Origin of the sequence: Peribacillus sp. YIM B13477 (assembly GCF_042787955.1) — a bacterium.
GTDB lineage: Bacteria > Bacillota > Bacilli > Bacillales > DSM-1321 > Peribacillus > Peribacillus frigoritolerans.
On the sequence record NZ_JBHZPD010000012.1, the window covers coordinates 1 to 17,567 of the forward strand.

Genomic DNA, 17,567 nt, shown 5'->3' on the forward strand with positions numbered 1-17,567 from the left:
CGAAGTGGCTAAACGCGGCGGACTGTAAATCCGCTCCTTCGGGTTCGGCAGTTCGAATCTGCCCCCCTCCACCATTTAAATAAAATCCTGTGGATCAGTTATATATTCTCTGTATTGGGGAAATATATGATTACCACCTTTTTATTTTGTTGTACATTAATCATTGCATATCATATATTGGGCTATAGCCAAGCGGTAAGGCAACGGATTTTGATTCCGTCATGCGAAGGTTCGATCCCTTCTAGCCCAGCCATTTGCGGAAGTAGTTCAGTGGTAGAATACAACCTTGCCAAGGTTGGGGTCGCGGGTTCGAATCCCGTCTTCCGCTTAATATATTTTAAATTCCTTAGGGGCCTTAGCTCAGCTGGGAGAGCGCCTGCCTTGCACGCAGGAGGTCAGCGGTTCGATCCCGCTAGGCTCCACCATCAACTACATACACCAAAACTTACGTCTTAAGCCAAAAATGGTTTAAGACTTTTTTTTGTTTATGGCATAGTTGGGTAAACTAATCCCCAGAAAGATATTTTTTCACAAAAAACATATGTTATCGGAAAACGTGCATCTTTATACATGGAAATGTCAAGTTGAACCAATTTGCATATACGATATAAAATGGTGGAAAGGGGGAATTGTATGTCTATTCAGAAAATTTCCGTCATCGGATTGCCTATGGACCTTGGTCAAGCAAGGCGAGGGGTGGATATGGGACCTAGTGCCATCCGCTGCGCAGAGATTGTCGAGCGTCTTGAAAAGTTGAATATAGAAGTAGAGGATTTAGGGGATATAATTGTAGGGCGTCCTGAAAATGCAGATGAGCCCGGGACAAATTTAAAAAACTTACAGCTTGTAGCAAAAGGTAACACCCAGTTAGCTACAAGAGTTGATGAAATAATAGAAGAAGGTTCCTTTCCGCTTGTATTGGGAGGGGACCATTCAATAGCGATAGGCACACTGGCAGGAGTCGCAAAGCACTATGAGAATCTAGGTGTGATTTGGTACGATGCACATGGCGATTTAAATACGGAAGATACTTCACCATCAGGAAATATACACGGGATGCCCTTGGCTGTCAGTATTGGGATTGGCCATCCGGACCTGATCAATATACATGGTTTTGCTCCAAAAGTGAAACCGGAAAACATCGTAATCATTGGAGCGAGGTCATTGGATGAAGGGGAAAAGGAACTTATCCGTGAGAAAGGGATTAAAGTATTCACGATGCATGAGATCGACCGGTTGGGAATGACACGGGTCATGGAAGAATGCATTGATTATTTAAGGGAAAGAACGGATGGCGTCCACCTTTCACTGGATTTGGATGGAGTGGACCCAGCAGATGCACCCGGAGTCGGGACCCCGGTTATTGGTGGTATAAGTTATCGGGAAAGTCATTTGGCCATGGAAATGCTTGCGGAATCCAACTTGATTACATCCGCTGAATTCGTTGAAGTGAATCCCATTTTAGATGAGCGAAATAAAACGGCAATCGTTGCCGTGGCCTTAATGGGTTCGCTATTTGGAGAAAAGTTATTATAACTAATAATTAAAAGAAACAGTAACCGGCTTGTAATGGGTTACTGTTTTTTATATGCTAGAAGACGTAGGTTTATTTACCAGGGTGTATGTAACAGAAACATATCTATAGATAAATGGTTGCAATTTCCTATCCATATTCACTTGAGAGCACGTCTGTCCATGAGATCTCCGTTTTTAGTTAAATGGATGTATTGAATGATTAAAGAATCCAGTTTGCTGCTAATTTCAATAACTTCATTATCCACCATGGAAGAACGGGAAGCCAAGAACATCATTTTCTGTCTGCATTGTTCAATATGGTCTAAAATTTGTTCAGTACTCATATAGAGAATCACTCCTTTGGATTTTACAATTTCTTACTATATAGCCCTGTTTTTTTTTTCTTAAACATAAAATGTAAAACTTTGTTAAAATTAATGTATTAAATTTTTGAAACCTTTCAGCTTACGATTCGTAGTAATCGTATAGCCGCATGAGCGGGGGTAATACCGGAAAATGGATGCACTCATTAAAGAGAGAATTAATCAAGTATTAAAAGGAGACCATAATGCCTTTGGGGAAATTGTCGAAATTTACAAGGACAAAGTTTTCCAAATATGTTTCAGGATGCTCGGAAACAGGCAAGAAGCAGAAGATTTGGCTCAAGAGGCCTTTGTAAGGGCCTACGTGAACATTCGAAGTTTCAATATAACAATGAAATTTTCTACATGGTTATATCGGATTGCGACCAATCTTTGTATTGACCGACTTCGCAAGAAAAAACCGGACTACTATCTGGATGCAGAGGTGGCAGGAACAGAGGGATTGAATATGTATTCCCAAATTGCATCGGATATGGCGAAACCCGAGGAAGAGGTTGAATCATTAGAACTGCAGGAAACCATTCAAGTGGAAATAATGAAATTGCCCGAGAAATACCGATCGGTAATCGTATTGAAGTATATTGAAGAATTATCTCTAAAGGAAATCAGTGAGATACTCGATTTGCCGGTCGGAACGGTTAAGACGAGGATACATCGCGGTCGCGAAGCCTTGCGTAAACAACTACGCCATTTATAAAAAGAAGGTGAGAAAAATGAACTGCCATGAGGAAATCATTGAATATATGCATGATTATTTAGATGAGGACATCAAACCGGAGCATAAAGAAATTTTACGGGAGCACTTGCATGACTGTGCTGAATGCCGGGATTACTTTCATGAAATGAAAAAGGCGGTCGCTCTTGTACAAAGCACTTCCCATATAAAGGCCCCGGATGATTTTACAGCGAAGGTTATGGCTCAATTGCCAAAGGAAACGAAAACAACAGGTGCCAAACGTTGGTTCAAAAGCCATCCTTTCATGACAGCGGCAGCGATGTTCATCATATTGATGACAGGATCTGTTTTTTCCACTTATAATCAGGACGAACATTTTTCAGTTTCAAAGCAGCCTAACTTAGTGGTCGAAGGTGAAACGGTTATTGTGCCTGAGGGTGAGACAATCAAGGGAAATGTGGTAGTTCAAAATGGTAATATTCAAATAGATGGTGAAGTAGAGGGAGATGTGACAGTCATAAATGGGCATAAGTATATGTCTAAAGCAGGTAATGTGACCGGAAGCATCCATGTTATTGACCAAGCTTTTGAGTGGATGTGGTATAAAGTGAAGGACACTGCAGCCTCGTTGGTTCCTGCCAAAGAGGAGAAAAAGGAATAAGGAATAGAAGCTGGGCAGGGTCATCGTTTTTGATTTACGATGACTTCGCCCAGCTTTATTTTTTAAACGAAGGGGAACCATTTTTAATGGTTCTTTTTTCCTGTGTAAATTTCTCACACTAGTTTTTAGATGAATCATTTAAAAAATGGTATACTATTAAGGTTATTGTAAATAAAGATTGTATTGGTATTTGGAGTAATACTGACTGGAGGAAACAACATGTCTTTAACCAATTTGACTGTTTGGGACTATGTAGTAAATTTCATTGATATTCTCCTTGTATGGTTTGTGATATATAAATTGTTAACTATTATTCGAGGCACGAAGGCTATTCAGCTGCTAAAAGGAATTTTTGTAATTGTCATTGTAAAAAGCTTAAGCAACCTGTTTGGTTTCAATACACTCGGATGGTTAATGGCACAAGTCATGAATTGGGGAGTATTGGCCATTCTCGTCATTTTTCAACCTGAACTGAGAAGGGCACTTGAACAATTAGGACGCGGGAAGCTCTTTGCAAGGGGCACCGTTCCAGAAGAGAATCAGCAAGAGCGTTTAGTCGAGGAAATCCTAAAGGCGTCCACCTATATGGCAAAAAGGCGGATTGGTGCCTTGATTACGATAGAAAAAGGTACGGAGCTGGGGGATTATGTTGAAACGGGGATACCCCTGAAATCCTATATTTCTTCAGAACTGCTCATTAATATCTTCATCCCTAATACGCCGCTCCATGATGGTGCAGTTATTTTACAAAATAACCAGGTGGCAGCTGCCGCTTGCTATTTGCCATTATCAGAGAGTCCATTCATATCAAAGGAACTTGGCACACGGCATAGGGCAGCCATAGGCATGAGTGAAGTTACGGATAGTCTGACGATTGTCGTATCAGAAGAAACGGGAGGAATATCCGTCACTAAAAACGGGGAACTTTACCGGGATTTGAATCAAGAATCATTTAGGGCCATGCTTACAAGTGAACTGGTAGTGGAAAATATCAAATCAACTTCCTCAAGCATCTTTAACTGGAGGGGGAAAAAGAATGGATAAATTCACCAATAGCGCTTGGTTTATGAGAATCGTAGCTTTTGCCTTGGCAGCACTTTTGTTCATTTCCATTAACTTTGAGATGGAGTCGGATAAAAAATCCCTTGGTTTATCGACTGCCCCTGAAATCAGTACGGAGACCATCGAAAATGTACCGGTTGAAGTGTACTATGACCGTGAGAATCTAGTGGTGAGCGGGGTGCCTGAAACAGTTGATGTTACTCTAAAGGGAGCAAAGAGCCTATTGATTAATGCGAAAAACCAAAGGGATTTTAAAGTGTATGTAGACCTTTCTGATCCTGCAATCTCAATGGGGGACAGAACTGTCACATTTAAAATAAGTGATTTGAATGAAAAGTTAGTGGCGACGATCGATCCGGAATATGCGGAAGTCAACGTTCAGGAACGGGTGACGAAGGAATTCTCCGTTGAGGCCGAGTATAACAGCTCTTTACTTGAAGAGGGGTATACAGCCGGTCAGCCAACAGTCAGCCCGCAAACTGTTAAAATAACGGGTGCTAAAGATGCAATTGAACAAATTTCCTATGTAAAGGCAAACCTTGAAATAAGTAAGGGACTTAACGAAACGGTGAACAGCAAGGCAACCGTTAAAGCCTTGGACAGGGATTTGAATAAGCTGGATGTGACGATCGAGCCATCTTCTGTTGCCGTTTCCTTAAAAGTGAGCATTCCTTCCAAGACGGTGTCGATAGCACCGAAGCAAACCGGCAAGGCAAAGGATGGAATCAGGATCACGAGTATAAGTGTCGATCCAAAAGAGGTCACCTTATTTGGTTCGGAAACGAGCCTGGAGAAAATAGATGAAATAAATCTTCCTGTAAATATCTCGAAAATTGATGGTGATACAGAACTGGAACTCGATCTTAATAAACCGGATAGTGTACAAAAAATGTCCTTGGGTAAGGCGCAGGTCAAGATTCGTACAGAAAAAGTTGATGTAGATGAAGAGAATGCAGAGCCAGTCGTGGAAGAGGAAGAACCAGAAACCGAACAAAAACAAGAAGAACAAGTAGTCGAAGAAAAACCAGAACCAGAAGAAGAAGATGAACCGGCTGCCATTGAGTCCAAAACTTTCAACAATATACAAATAGTTCCTGTGGGCATACGGGATGACCAAGATGCCGAATTGGAATCCGATGTAACCAGCATCACTTTGCTTGGTGAGGCGGATGATTTGAAGAAAATAACTAAAGACGACATTAATCTTACAGTAGATGTGAGTAATTTAGATGAAGGTACGCATGATGTGGATCTGGCGGTAACAGTGCCTGAGGGAGTGGAATGGGAACTGGATTCTAAAACGGTTTCGGTCACCATCACACAAAAAGACGAAGAGACATGACCTTCCTTTAACATCATCATTAAATTCAGTAACGATTCGAAGAAGGAGCGATAAAGATGGGTAAATATTTTGGAACAGACGGAGTAAGGGGTATAGCGAATAGCGAGTTAACACCGGAGTTGGCATTTAAACTAGGCCGTTTTGGTGGCTACGTTCTTACTAGAAATACAGAAAAACCCAAAGTGCTTATAGGGCGCGATACTCGTATTTCAGGTGAAATGCTGGAAGGTGCGCTTGTTGCAGGTCTTTTATCCATAGGGGCTGAGGTGATGCGCCTGGGTGTCATTTCGACACCGGGAGTAGCCTATTTAACAAAGGCCTTAAGTGCTGAAGCAGGTGTCATGATCTCCGCTTCGCATAATCCGGTAGCGGATAATGGCATTAAATTCTTTGGACCGGATGGATTTAAGTTATCCGATGATCAAGAAGCGGAAATTGAAGCACTATTAGATAAGGAAAAGGATGAGCTTCCACGCCCGGTTGGCGGAGATTTAGGCCATTTGAACGATTATTTCGAAGGAGGGCAAAAGTATCTCCAGTATTTGAAACAATCAGTGGATGAAGATTTTACAGGCATTCATGTTGCTCTTGATTGTGCACATGGGGCTACATCTGCCTTGGCCATGCATTTGTTTGCAGATCTTGATGCAGACATCTCTACAATGGGGGCATCGCCCAATGGCTTGAACATTAATGATAAGGTAGGTTCCACCCACCCTGAGGCACTTGCTGAATTCTTAAAAGAAAAAGGTGCGGATGTTGGGCTTGCATTTGATGGCGACGGAGACCGCGTCATTGCAATAGATGAAAAAGGAAATATAGTGGACGGCGACCAAATCATGTATATCTGTGCGAAATACTTGAAAGATAATAACCGTTTGAAACAGGGAACAGTGGTTTCTACGATCATGAGCAACCTTGGTTTTTATAAAGGTCTTGAAGAGCATGGTATACAAAGCGCCCAGACGGCAGTGGGGGATCGCTATGTGGTCGAGGAGATGCGTAAAGGCGGCTATAACCTTGGCGGAGAGCAATCCGGACATATCATCTTCCTGGACTATAACACGACCGGAGATGGCTTATTGACGGGCTTGCAGCTTGTGAACATCATGAGCGATACCCAAAAAACCTTATCCGAGCTCGCTGGCGAGATGAAGAAATATCCACAAACGCTGATCAATGTCAGAGTTACCGATAAACACGCTGTAACAGATAATGAAAAGGTACAGGAAGTCATCAAGGCAGTCGAAGGGGAAATGAACGGAAACGGCCGCATTTTGGTGAGACCATCCGGTACTGAACCTCTGGTCCGTGTTATGGCTGAAGCACCGACAGCTGAGGAATGCACTAATTATGTAGATCGCATCGTCGCAGTTGTAAGAGCGGAAATGGGAATGAACGAATAACTAATCCTATGCATAAAAGGAACGAAATTTCCTTTTATGCATATTTTTATAAAGAAGTCTTTTTTGTTGGTAAAGGTAATTAAGAATTGACCTATGTCCCTTGTTTAAGGTATGATTATCCTGATTTACAACTCATTTTCTAAAAATGGTTGTTTTAAAAAGGAGGGTAGGCAAGGAGAGAATGGATTCACAAAAGCGCCTGAACTAAGTCTGGACGAGAAATGACTTAGTTGACGAGGAGGAGGTTTATCGAATGATCGGCGGATACCTCCCGGCTGAAGTGCACAGCCGCAGTAATTCCAATCTTAAAACAGTAGGGCAACTTACTGCACAAAGGGTCGGAAATGCACAATGGGAAAAAGTGCTTTAGGGCATTTCCTTTATAAAAATATATATCAGAGATGAGGGGGCAGGGATGCCCCCGTGCATTCCTGTTCCCTCGAATCGGTTGGAGGAACAGAAATTATGTGTGGAATTGTTGGATATATTGGACTTAACGATGCAAAGGAAATTTTATTAAAAGGTCTTGAAAAACTTGAATACCGCGGTTATGACTCTTCAGGGATTGCTGTGAGAAATGAAGCAGGAGTGACAATCTTTAAGGAAAAGGGAAGAATAGCGGACTTACGAGCAGCCGTGGATGAAAATACTATGGCGCATACCGGAATAGGACATACGCGCTGGGCTACACATGGTGTGCCAAGCCGTGAAAATGCCCATCCTCACCAAAGTAATTCAGGTCGATTGACTTTAGTTCATAATGGTGTCATTGAAAACTATGCGATTCTAAAACGTGAATATTTGAAGGATGTTGCCTTTAAAAGTGAAACGGATACGGAAGTCATCGTTCAACTCATAGAGAAGTTCGTGAACGAGGGCATGGAAGTGGAAGAGGCGTTCCGTCAAACACTCACTCTATTAGAGGGTTCATATGCCATTGCCCTATTGGATGCTGAAAATGATGAAACCATCTTAGTCGCCAAAAATAAAAGCCCGCTGCTGATCGGTGTCGGAAAAGACTTTAACGTTGTCGCTTCGGATGCAATGGCGATGCTGCAAGTCACAGATCAATTCCTTGAACTGATGGATAAGGAAATGGTTATCGTGACAAATGAAAAGGTAACGATCAAGAACCTTTCCAACGAAGAAGTCATGCGTGCTCCTTACACGGCTGAACTGGATGCAAGTGATATTGAAAAAGGTACGTATCCTCACTATATGCTCAAGGAAGTCGACGAGCAGCCAGCTGTAATACGTAAAATCATTCAAGCATACCAAAATGAAGAAGGTAAACTTGCAATCGACTATAACATTACTGAAGCCGTAAGTGAGGCTGACCGTATTTATATCATCGCTTGCGGAACCAGCTATCATGCAGGGTTGATTGGTAAGCAATTCATCGAAAAAATGACTGAAATTCCGGTTGAGGTCCATGTGGCATCGGAATTCACTTACAATATGCCGTTATTATCGAAAAAACCGCTATTCATCTTCATTTCACAAAGTGGTGAAACTGCAGATAGCCGTGCCGTGTTAGTGTCCATCAAAGCGCTTGGTCATAAAGCCCTGACCATCACGAACGTACCTGGCTCTACATTGTCACGTGAAGCGGATTATACGCTCTTGCTGCATGCTGGTCCTGAAATTGCCGTAGCCTCTACAAAGGCCTACACAGCCCAAGTGGCAGTCTTATCCATCTTGGCGAATGTAACTGGCCAATTCCGTAACATGGAGTACGGTTTCGACCTTGTAAAAGAGCTTGGAATCGTTGCGACGGCTATGGAAGCACTATGTGATTCGAAAGAAGAGATGGAAGACATCGCCCGTGAATATTTGTCCGTTACGAGAAACTGCTTCTTCATCGGCCGTTCCCTTGACTACTATGTTGTACTTGAAGGGGCACTTAAGCTGAAGGAGATTTCTTACATCCAGGCGGAAGGCTTTGCTGGCGGAGAGCTTAAACATGGAACGATTGCCTTGATTGAAGAAGGTACACCTGTCATAGCCCTTGCTACTCAAGCAGGCGTCAACCTAAGCATCCGTGGTAATGTGAAGGAAGTGGTTGCCCGTGGCGCCAACCCTTGCATCATTTCCATGAAGGGTCTGGAAGAAGAGGATGACCGTTTCGTCATCCCGGAAGTGAATGAACTATTAACACCCCTTATCTCTGTTATCCCGCTGCAGCTCATTGCCTACTACGCAGCCTTGCACCGCGAATGTGACGTGGATAAACCGCGTAATCTCGCGAAAAGTGTAACGGTTGAGTAAGTTGGAATGAATGCAATGTAGATTATGTAGATTTGAAATAAAGTTGTACTGTTTGTAAAAAAGATGTACCGTTTAAAATAAAGTTATACCGTTTATAAAAAAGTTGCACCGTTTTACCCCTTTGGATATGATTATCTAAAGGGGTGTTTTTATGTCGAAAAGAAAAAGAACATCTGAAATTGAACAGTGGATTAAACAAGGTCGAGGCACCGGTATAGGAGTAGATTATAAACCTTGGTTGAAGATTCAAGATGTATCTTCAAAGGGTCGTTCCACTCGTTTAAAAGGAATAAAAACAAACAGACAGCATGAATTTCTATCGGATTTAGAAAAAAATTACTTTTATTTAACTGAATATTCAAATCATATTGTTGATATCCGAGAACAATTTCCTTTATTGCCACTAGAAGAAACCATTGTTATTGCAGATGAGTTAGGTATTAAACATCCTACTGATCCTAAAACTGGTGATCCGATTGTGATGACAACGGATTTTTTATTAACAGTTGATATGGGACAAGGTGTGTTTGAAGTAGCACGTACAATCAAAATGAAGGACGATTTACTGAAGGAACGAGTGCTCGAAAAGTTTGAGATTGAACGAGAGCATTGGCAACGGAAGGAAATTGATTGGGTGGTTGTTACAGAGGAGGAAATCCCCAAAACAATGGCACGAAACATTAGCTACATTCATGATCATTTTGATATTCGAGATTATGATGTATTTCAGGAAATGAGTTCACAACATATTGAAGATTTATCCTTATCTTTAATGCAAAGGTTACTAAATAACAAAAATAGTATCCGCGTAATTACGAATGAATTTGATACCGATACCCATTTACCTTTTGGTAGTGGTGTAACACTGTTTTATCATTTACTTGCTCAAAAAAACATCGTTATAGATATGCTTGAGCCACTAAATTTAGAGCAACAGATTGATATTAAATCCATTGATGAAAGCACGCTGAAGAAGGAGAAATACGGATGATTTATATTAATCAGGTGTTTCAATATGTGAAGGATTCAATACGGATTCGGGTTGTTGAAATAGAAGAATCGTATGTTTTTATTGTAGATATTGATGCACACACATCTATGCCCCAAAAAGAGCTTTATACCACATTGGCTACAGAAATCGAACAAAAAGAATTATTAGTGATAGCAGATCCTTTTGCAAGAGTTGTAGTTGATAGTGACTTGACAGATGTGCAAATTCAAAAGCGCGAAGATGATTGGGAGACTATTCAAAAATATTGTATGGAACATATAGATGTACTGCTTAAAAAAAGTGGCAGAGAGACGAAGATAAAGGAAATTGCAGAAGAGTTAAATGTAACTCCTACTAAGGTGAAAAAACTCCTCAGTCGATATTGGCAGCGTGGTATGACTAAAAATGCTATGCTACCAGATTATGCAAACTCAGGTGGTAAAGGGAAATCCAAAGCTTTAACAAATGCTAAAGTAGGTCGTCCACGAAGAGTAAATACTAGTGGAGATTATCAAACTGGTATCAATATAAGTGATGAAGTAAAGCTACAGTTCGAGCATGCCATTAACAAGTATTACCGCAAGACAAATAACTATTCATTAAAAGACGTCTATCATTTTATTCTGCGTGATTTCTATTCAGACCGTTATAAAGAAAATGGAGAAATGAAATATCGAGTGTGGGAAGCAAATCGAATTCCCTCATATCATCAGTTTTACTATTGGTTTAAAAAACTTGAAGACCCAAAAAAAGATATCCAGTTCCGTAAAAGCATGAAAGAATATGAGTTGAAGCATCGTCCGATTTTAAGTGATTCTAAATCAGAAACAAATGGTCCGGGTACTAGATTTCAAATTGACGCAACCATTGCAGATATTTATTTAGTTAGTTCATTGGATGTAAATAAAGTAATTGGGCGACCAGTTATTTATGCGGTACTTGATGTGTATTCACGTATTATTACAGGTCTTTATGTTGGACTAGAAGGCCCGTCATGGATCGGTGCAATGATGGCTTTAGATAATATGGTCGCAGATAAAGTAGAATTTTGTAAGCAATATGGAATTGATATTACTCCTGAGCAATGGCCAACACATCATTTGCCCGAAATTATTATTGCTGACCGAGGCGAGTTTGAAGGGTACTCGGTAGACAATTTAATTAACAATCTTAACGTTAAAATTGAGAATACTACGGCCTATCGTGGAGATTTGAAAGGGATTGTTGAAAGGAAATTCCGTACGTTTAATGGGAAGGTAAAGCAAAAAGCTCCCGGAGCAATTCAAAAGGAATATCGAGAACGTGGAGATCAGGATTATCGCTTAAATGCTACGCTAAATTTGAAGGAATTTACATCTCTAATTATTACAATGGCGCTACATCATAACCAAAAGGTCATTGATAAATATCCTGTTGAAAAAGAAATGGTAGCTGATGGTCTAGTGCCAACGCCAATTAACTTATGGAATTGGGGAATTCAAAATCGCAAAGGAAGGCTAAGAACAGTTGATCGAAATATTCTTCGTCTGAACGTGCTCCCTCGTGGAAAAGCGACTGTTTCGAGAGCTGGAATCAAGTTTAAAAACCTTCTGTATGGTTCTCGCCAAGCGATCGAAGAGCAATGGTATTTGAAGTTGAAAAATAGAAGTTTAGAAATCGTTTATGATCCACGATATATTGAGAAAATTTATATTCCTCACGATAACGGAATAGATTTTGAAACGTGTATTTTACTAGAGCCTAGTCAGCAATATAAAGGTGACTTCTTAGAGGAAATTGTCTTCCAACAGCAACTTCGGAATGAACTAGAAGAATTGGAACGAACAAAACAAATTCAGCTTACAGTAAATACTGATGCTGCATTGGAAGAGATAATTAAAAAAGCTGTGAAGAACAAAAAACAATCTTTTAATCAACCAACAAGTAAGAAAGCTAAAATAGCTGCTATTCGTGATAACAAGGATGTTGAAAAACAGTTAAACCGTGAAACTGAAAAGTTTGATTTATCACCTAATAAAGTTAGTGAAGCAGCTGAAGTAATCGACTTCGTTACAAACGAGAAGATTGATGAAACACCACCTAAGAAATCAAGCTCACATCTTATGGAAAAACTAAAGAAGAAGCGAGATGAGGAATTTGGGAAAGACAAATGACATGGTTGTCTTAAAAGGGGATTTTGAGAAAGCTGTCTATAAGGAGCAACTTTTGAATGAATATACCAATAATCCTTTCATCGAAGCTCTTCCACCTATATTTAATGAGGATGATGTGCTAGAGCGATTTATGGTGACTCCACGAATTAGTGAGCAAGATAAGTTAAGTGAAACGAATATTCGTTATCACGTCTTAAAACGTGTAAGGAATTTTATCCAGCCGTTACCGATTCATTTCGAGGTAGAACGTCGATTGTCTACATTGATTCGGAGAGGTTACTTGGCGCGAAATCCATTAGATAGAACATTTCTAGAGCGTGTTCGGGTGTTGCATGAATTGCGTGAAGAAGAGGAAACAGCTCACAAATATATAGATGAACGACTAAATTATATTCGTTCAACTGCCGATAGCTTATCCATTATCGGTATTTCTGGAATTGGTAAAACAACAGCAATTGAACGTCTTTTGCTTATGTATCCACAAGTGATCAAGCATGAAGAATACAAAGGACAACCGTTTAATCGAACTCAAATTGTTTGGCTTAAAATTGACTGCCCGTATGATGGAAGTTTATCTACACTTTGCAAAAGCTTTTTCAAAGCAATTGATGATTTACTAGGCACTCGATATTTAGAAAAGTACGGTTATTTGAACCGTGTGACATCGACAATGTTATTACACATGACATCGTTAGCAAGTATGTACGGCATCGGTGTTCTAGTAATTGATGAAATCCAGCACTTACTACATTCCAAAAATGAACAGGAAGAAATGTTGAATTTTTTTGTAACACTGTCTAATACAGTTGGCATTCCTACGGTTTTAATCGGCACTTCTAAAGCACAAAAACTATTCAAAGGAAACTTCAGACAGGCAAGACGGGCAGCAAGTGATGGAGCTATTATTTGGGATCGTATGGACGAAAATAGCGAAGAGTGGGAGTTTTTCCTAGAGACACTTTGGGAATTACAGTGTTTAAAAAACCATTCTGAGCTTACAGAGGAGACAAAGAAGGCATTTTATTATGAATGCCAAGGGATTACTGCTGTTGCCGTGAATCTATTTATTCTAGCACAAGAACGAGTATTATTTGATGAGGACAACCCGGCTGAAATCATTACACCACAAGTATTAAAAAAGACTGCTAGGGAAGATATGCAAACGATTCAACCAATGATGACAGCTATTCGGACAAACAATTTTGCTGATATGATGAAATATGAAGATATTATGATTAACTTGGATGAAGTCATGCTAAATCACAAGCGAAATACTGAAATGACAGGACGTATTCAAGAAGCATTTAAAGAGCGCCAAAATACAATCGAGTATAAACGTCAAGACATGATTGAGAACTTAAGTGTTGAAGTGGCAGCCCTTGGCATTTTTGATAGTTTGAAAGAAAACGATATTAAAAAGCTCGCACAAAAAATAGTTGAGGAAAATCCACTTGATACTGAAATTCATCAACTTAAATCAGATGTGATTCAGCAGGCAATTGCATTAAATCAACAAAAGAAAGATCAAAAAGCAAAGGTAAAAGCAAAAAATGCAGAGATTCTACCATTGCTAAAGCTAAGAAAGCAAGCGTTAGACAAAAAGCAACACCCCTATGAATTATTAAAAGCAAATGGATACATTAAAAATCCTTTGGAGGAATTCTACTAGGAGGGAATCACATGCTGCCATTCTTTACTGATCCATATCCAGATGAATTGATTTATTCGGCGGTCGCACGTTATCACCTTTACAGTGGGAATATTGATTGCAAAGATACGTTGGAAGAAGTATTTGAAAATCGTTCTGTTATACCAAGTGTAGAGATTGGCAGCCATTTTTCTGGACTAGTTGAGCAATTAGGCTCCAACTATTCTGTTGAAAGCCTAGTAGCTATGCATACGATTTACCCTTACTATGCTCCGTTTCTTTCCAAACAACGCAAGGAAGAACTTCTGCAAGATGTCCAAAGAGATGGAAAAGGACTTTATACAAGACTTGGAATGGTCGCAGGAGGTATTTGTAAAAAGGACGGACTCTATTATTGTCCGGAATGTGCAGCTAGTGATATTGAGCAACTTGGAGAACCCTATATTCATCGTGAGCACCAGCTGCAAGGGATTGATTTCTGTGCACATCATGAACTGAAATTAAAGAAGTACCCTATTGACTTTTTAAAGAAGAGTCGAATTGAGTTTATTCGATTTGATAAAAAGCTAATGAACTTATCGATGATACAAGAGGTTGAACCAAAAGAGTTTGTAGCCATTCAAATTGCTTTAGCAAAGATGGCTTATCAACTACTGCAAGTTTCAATACATCAATTTTCAAGAGAATCTATTAATCTTAAATATCGTGCTCTTTTACGAGAGCAAAATTTAATAACAACGTCTAATCGAATTCGGCAAAAGGAGTTATACAAAGCATTTCAATCAAAGTTCCCAAAAGGATTTTTAGTTAAGTATGAATCAGCAATCGATGTTGATGATGAGTATAATTGGCTGAAGGTCATTACACGCAATCTAAGACGTCATGCACATCCTTTCCGTCATTTGCTTATGCTTTATTTCTTAGAACAAGATGTAGATTCCTTTTTACAAGTTGAAGCTGATACAGGTCCTTTCGGTAGTGGCCCATGGCCTTGTTTAAATAAAGCAGCTAATCATTATAAGGAATTTGTGATTCCTGAAGTAAATGTTACGAGAGATTTTAAATCAAAAGTACCCATTGGTACGTTTGAATGCTCTTGTGGCTTTATTTACGCTAGAAAAGGTCCTGATAGATTATCTGCTGAAGATATATATCGTATTGGACGTATAAAGGCTTTTGCAGACGTCTGGAAGGCTAAATTACGTGAATTGGAAGCTGAAGGGACGTACAGTACAAGAATATTAGCTAAAATGCTTGGTGTAGATTCGAAAACGGTTAAAAAGTATCTTTCCTCAGAGATGAAAATAGAAGGATTATTAGAAAAAGATATTCCTCTGATGTTGCTAATTTATCGAAAAGAATTATTAAAAGGAATGAGGCAATACCCAAATTATTCAAGAACACAAATTCGTAAGTGTTTCCCAAAGGAATATATGTACTTGTATCGTCACGATAAAGAATGGCTGTTTGAACAGTTGCCTATAATTCAGGAGAAGAAGAATAACCAAGCAATTGTCGATTGGGCCTCACGTGATCGAGAATACTGCTCTAAAGTGGAGAAGCTTTACAAGGAGCTAATCGAACTAGATAAACCTGTTCGAATTACAATCTCGATTATTGGAAAACGGCTTGGAATATTATCAAACTTGGAGAAACATCTTGATAAGCTCCCCCAGACTAAAAAGCTCCTATCTGAAATTACGGAATCTACTCAGCAATTCCAAATCAGACGTTGTTGTAAGATTATTGATCGAATGTTACAGGAGCAAGAATCAGTTGTATTATGGAAAGTACAGCGTATTGGCGCTGTTAAGTCACATCATTTTCATGAAATAAAACCGTATTTGGAAGAGTATTTACGAACAAAACATGAAGTGGAAAGTTATGAGCAAACAACAGGTTAAAATAGCTTGGCCTTTTGATAAAGGTGAAAAAGCACAACTAATATGGATTGGTGAGCCATTACGATATGATCATAAAATGATGATTAAAGCTTATTTTCGCTCACAAGGTCGTACAGAAGGTATATTAATGGATTGGGGTACATTACCATGCCTAGCAATCCAACATTACTATATTGATGGTATCATAACGGCTAGTCAAGTTCCTGAAGGTGTACAAGAAATCGATATGACTATTCATCCTAATAAAGTTAAATATCACGAACGGCTTTGGTCTATTCAAGGAAGCAGTGATCCTGCAACTTCTCGTAGTTTCGTGTTCTCTTTCAATGGGAAGAATGTTATTTTACCAGTCATTGAAGTATTGCGTAGCATATTAGCTCCGAATGGTTTCCTTTTATATCGCTTGTTTGAATCGAATTCATTTCCTCAGTTCTTCACAGAAACATACGAACCTAATAAAATACATCTTAGCTTTTCATCACAATATGAATTGAAATATACAAAGACAGCGTTTGTATATCAATTGGTGTGGTTGCTAACGAACCGTGATTTACGACAAGTATATGAAAATATCGCCTTTACTTGGTTGCAGGAAAAGACTTTGAAATTCGAATGGAGCTTTACACAACCGATCACAGTAACAGCTCGTATAAAGGAGAAGAATAATACATGTACAGTATTACAAATTGTTAATGTGAAGAATAAACATATTCCGTATGAACATATTTCGATTTCACACCCAGAAATACAAGATCAAGAGAAATCCAATGAGGCAAAGAAATACACTTATCGTTCTCTTAATAAAAAGGACGACGAAGAAGGCCTTACATTAGATGAACAAGTCGACGGCTCTACTGAAGACTTTGATTTTGTACAAATGAATCAATTGAAGCATGAATATACATCAGTGCCTAAAATCAAACGAATTAAAAGTAGTTTCTCGAAGCAGCGTACCAAGGAGGACGAAAATACAAAGAAATACTATGGCAATAATGATTCAATTCGATCTACAGCAGACACTGGAGGTCAAAAACTAGCAAGAGGGCTAGAGCATCAGATGTTACACGAAATCCAAGCTCAAGGTGAGTTGCAAGATTTTATTAATGTGTTGAAAGTAATGGAACAGGATTCACAAGTACAAACAATTCGTGTAATCATCGATGTGCTACCAGAGGGTACAGGGGAACGTAAATTTACCAAGCTAAGTGATGGTGTAACGAAAAGACGATATGTAATTGCTGAGATATTCCTTGTTAATGGTAAGCAATTCAATATTGTAGAAATAGAACGTGAATATCGTTCGTTGTCGATGCTCATTTTGTCATCGTCTACTATTCGTAATTGGAATTCTATTTATTATAGTTTACTTGTGAATCTTGTTAATGACAATGGCACTTGGACGAGTAAAACATTAAAAATTATTGAAAATCAAGATGTTATTGTGATGAAGGCGAAACATAGTTCTAAAGGGATTTGTCATAGGAGCGAAATATTGTTAAACAAATTAATTTAATTTAAAAATGTCTTCCGCAAGTTTTTATGAAAAACCAAGATAAAG

Annotated in this window: 13 protein-coding genes and 3 tRNA genes; 15 read left to right on the forward strand and 1 reads right to left on the reverse strand. The window is 39.3% G+C overall.

Translation table 11 applies throughout. From position 1 onward, the window contains the following. The first annotated feature begins 178 nt into the window (after window positions 1-178). From ACFX4H_RS23615 to rocF, 4 genes are all read left to right on the forward strand, one after another. Window positions 179-253, forward strand: a tRNA-Gln gene (locus ACFX4H_RS23615). A gap of 3 nt (window positions 254-256) precedes the next feature. Then, window positions 257-328: transfer RNA gene (locus ACFX4H_RS23620), tRNA-Gly, on the forward strand. Window positions 329-349: 21 nt separating this feature from the next. Continuing rightward, window positions 350-425: transfer RNA gene (locus ACFX4H_RS23625), tRNA-Ala, on the forward strand. Between the two features lie 208 nt (window positions 426-633). Continuing rightward, the gene (gene rocF, locus ACFX4H_RS23630; RefSeq protein WP_057276360.1) at window positions 634-1,536 is read left to right on the forward strand and encodes an arginase; all 903 of its coding nucleotides are present in this window, start codon (window positions 634-636) and stop codon (window positions 1,534-1,536) included. 137 nt (window positions 1,537-1,673) lie between these two features. Here rocF and ACFX4H_RS23635 read toward each other — a convergent pair whose 3' ends face one another. After that, entirely contained in the window at window positions 1,674-1,859 is a 186-nt protein-coding gene (locus ACFX4H_RS23635; RefSeq protein ID WP_377436360.1) for a Spo0E family sporulation regulatory protein-aspartic acid phosphatase, read from the reverse strand. A 172-nt stretch (window positions 1,860-2,031) separates the two neighbouring features. Here ACFX4H_RS23635 and sigW point away from each other — a divergent pair, with 172 nt between their 5' ends. The 11 genes from sigW to ACFX4H_RS23690 all read left to right on the forward strand — a co-directional run bounded on the left by sigW (window position 2,032) and on the right by ACFX4H_RS23690 (window position 17,522). Next, the gene (gene sigW, locus ACFX4H_RS23640) at window positions 2,032-2,595 is read left to right on the forward strand and encodes an RNA polymerase sigma factor SigW (RefSeq protein WP_048685727.1); all 564 of its coding nucleotides are present in this window, start codon (window positions 2,032-2,034) and stop codon (window positions 2,593-2,595) included. Window positions 2,596-2,611: 16 nt separating this feature from the next. After that, complete coding sequence (locus ACFX4H_RS23645; RefSeq protein WP_063589552.1) at window positions 2,612-3,235, forward strand: anti-sigma factor family protein; 624 nt, start codon at window positions 2,612-2,614, stop codon at window positions 3,233-3,235. Window positions 3,236-3,454: 219 nt separating this feature from the next. Then, window positions 3,455-4,279, forward strand: coding sequence for a diadenylate cyclase CdaA (gene cdaA / locus ACFX4H_RS23650; protein ID WP_034304935.1), 825 nt, complete (start codon window positions 3,455-3,457; stop codon window positions 4,277-4,279). After that, window positions 4,272-5,639 carry a CdaR family protein gene (locus tag ACFX4H_RS23655; protein WP_283866912.1) on the forward strand — a complete coding sequence of 456 codons (1,368 nt, stop codon included), beginning with the start codon at window positions 4,272-4,274 and terminating at the stop codon, window positions 5,637-5,639. Before cdaA ends, ACFX4H_RS23655 begins: the two co-directional genes overlap by 8 nt. A 56-nt stretch (window positions 5,640-5,695) precedes the next feature. Continuing rightward, window positions 5,696-7,045 (forward strand): phosphoglucosamine mutase, encoded by a 1,350-nt coding sequence (gene glmM, locus ACFX4H_RS23660; RefSeq protein ID WP_034304929.1) that lies wholly within the window; start codon window positions 5,696-5,698, stop codon window positions 7,043-7,045. A 465-nt stretch (window positions 7,046-7,510) separates the two neighbouring features. Continuing rightward, window positions 7,511-9,313 (forward strand): glutamine--fructose-6-phosphate transaminase (isomerizing), encoded by a 1,803-nt coding sequence (gene glmS, locus ACFX4H_RS23665; protein ID WP_034304927.1) that lies wholly within the window; start codon window positions 7,511-7,513, stop codon window positions 9,311-9,313. 151 nt (window positions 9,314-9,464) lie between these two features. Continuing rightward, window positions 9,465-10,304, forward strand: a complete 840-nt coding sequence (locus tag ACFX4H_RS23670) for a TnsA endonuclease N-terminal domain-containing protein (protein ID WP_377436361.1) — start codon at window positions 9,465-9,467, stop codon at window positions 10,302-10,304. After that, window positions 10,301-12,457 (forward strand): Mu transposase C-terminal domain-containing protein, encoded by a 2,157-nt coding sequence (locus ACFX4H_RS23675; RefSeq protein ID WP_377436362.1) that lies wholly within the window; start codon window positions 10,301-10,303, stop codon window positions 12,455-12,457. The genes ACFX4H_RS23670 and ACFX4H_RS23675 overlap by 4 nt, the downstream gene beginning before the upstream one ends. Then, window positions 12,432-14,126, forward strand: coding sequence for an ATP-binding protein (locus ACFX4H_RS23680; RefSeq protein ID WP_377436363.1), 1,695 nt, complete (start codon window positions 12,432-12,434; stop codon window positions 14,124-14,126). The genes ACFX4H_RS23675 and ACFX4H_RS23680 overlap by 26 nt, the downstream gene beginning before the upstream one ends. A gap of 11 nt (window positions 14,127-14,137) precedes the next feature. Beyond that, complete coding sequence (locus ACFX4H_RS23685) at window positions 14,138-16,009, forward strand: TnsD family Tn7-like transposition protein (RefSeq protein WP_377436364.1); 1,872 nt, start codon at window positions 14,138-14,140, stop codon at window positions 16,007-16,009. Further along, complete coding sequence (locus ACFX4H_RS23690) at window positions 15,990-17,522, forward strand: Tn7-like element transposition protein TnsE (RefSeq protein ID WP_377436365.1); 1,533 nt, start codon at window positions 15,990-15,992, stop codon at window positions 17,520-17,522. Before ACFX4H_RS23685 ends, ACFX4H_RS23690 begins: the two co-directional genes overlap by 20 nt. Window positions 17,523-17,567: the final 45 nt, after the last annotated feature.

Excerpts from the sequence above, each read along its gene's own strand:
- ACFX4H_RS23655 (WP_283866912.1), top strand. The coding sequence starts at position 4,272 with ATGGATAAATTCACCAATAGCGCTTGGTTTATGAGAATCGTAGCTTTT.
- rocF (WP_057276360.1), top strand. The coding sequence starts at position 634 with ATGTCTATTCAGAAAATTTCCGTCATCGGATTGCCTATGGACCTTGGT.
- glmM (WP_034304929.1), top strand. The coding sequence starts at position 5,696 with ATGGGTAAATATTTTGGAACAGACGGAGTAAGGGGTATAGCGAATAGC.
- ACFX4H_RS23685 (WP_377436364.1), top strand. The coding sequence starts at position 14,138 with ATGCTGCCATTCTTTACTGATCCATATCCAGATGAATTGATTTATTCG.
- ACFX4H_RS23675 (WP_377436362.1), top strand. The coding sequence starts at position 10,301 with ATGATTTATATTAATCAGGTGTTTCAATATGTGAAGGATTCAATACGG.
- ACFX4H_RS23645 (WP_063589552.1), top strand. The coding sequence starts at position 2,612 with ATGAACTGCCATGAGGAAATCATTGAATATATGCATGATTATTTAGAT.
- glmS (WP_034304927.1), top strand. The coding sequence starts at position 7,511 with ATGTGTGGAATTGTTGGATATATTGGACTTAACGATGCAAAGGAAATT.
- ACFX4H_RS23690 (WP_377436365.1), top strand. The coding sequence starts at position 15,990 with ATGAGCAAACAACAGGTTAAAATAGCTTGGCCTTTTGATAAAGGTGAA.
- sigW (WP_048685727.1), top strand. The coding sequence starts at position 2,032 with ATGGATGCACTCATTAAAGAGAGAATTAATCAAGTATTAAAAGGAGAC.
- ACFX4H_RS23635 (WP_377436360.1), bottom strand. The coding sequence starts at position 1,859 with ATGAGTACTGAACAAATTTTAGACCATATTGAACAATGCAGACAGAAA.
- ACFX4H_RS23680 (WP_377436363.1), top strand. The coding sequence starts at position 12,432 with ATGAGGAATTTGGGAAAGACAAATGACATGGTTGTCTTAAAAGGGGAT.
- cdaA (WP_034304935.1), top strand. The coding sequence starts at position 3,455 with ATGTCTTTAACCAATTTGACTGTTTGGGACTATGTAGTAAATTTCATT.
- ACFX4H_RS23670 (WP_377436361.1), top strand. The coding sequence starts at position 9,465 with ATGTCGAAAAGAAAAAGAACATCTGAAATTGAACAGTGGATTAAACAA.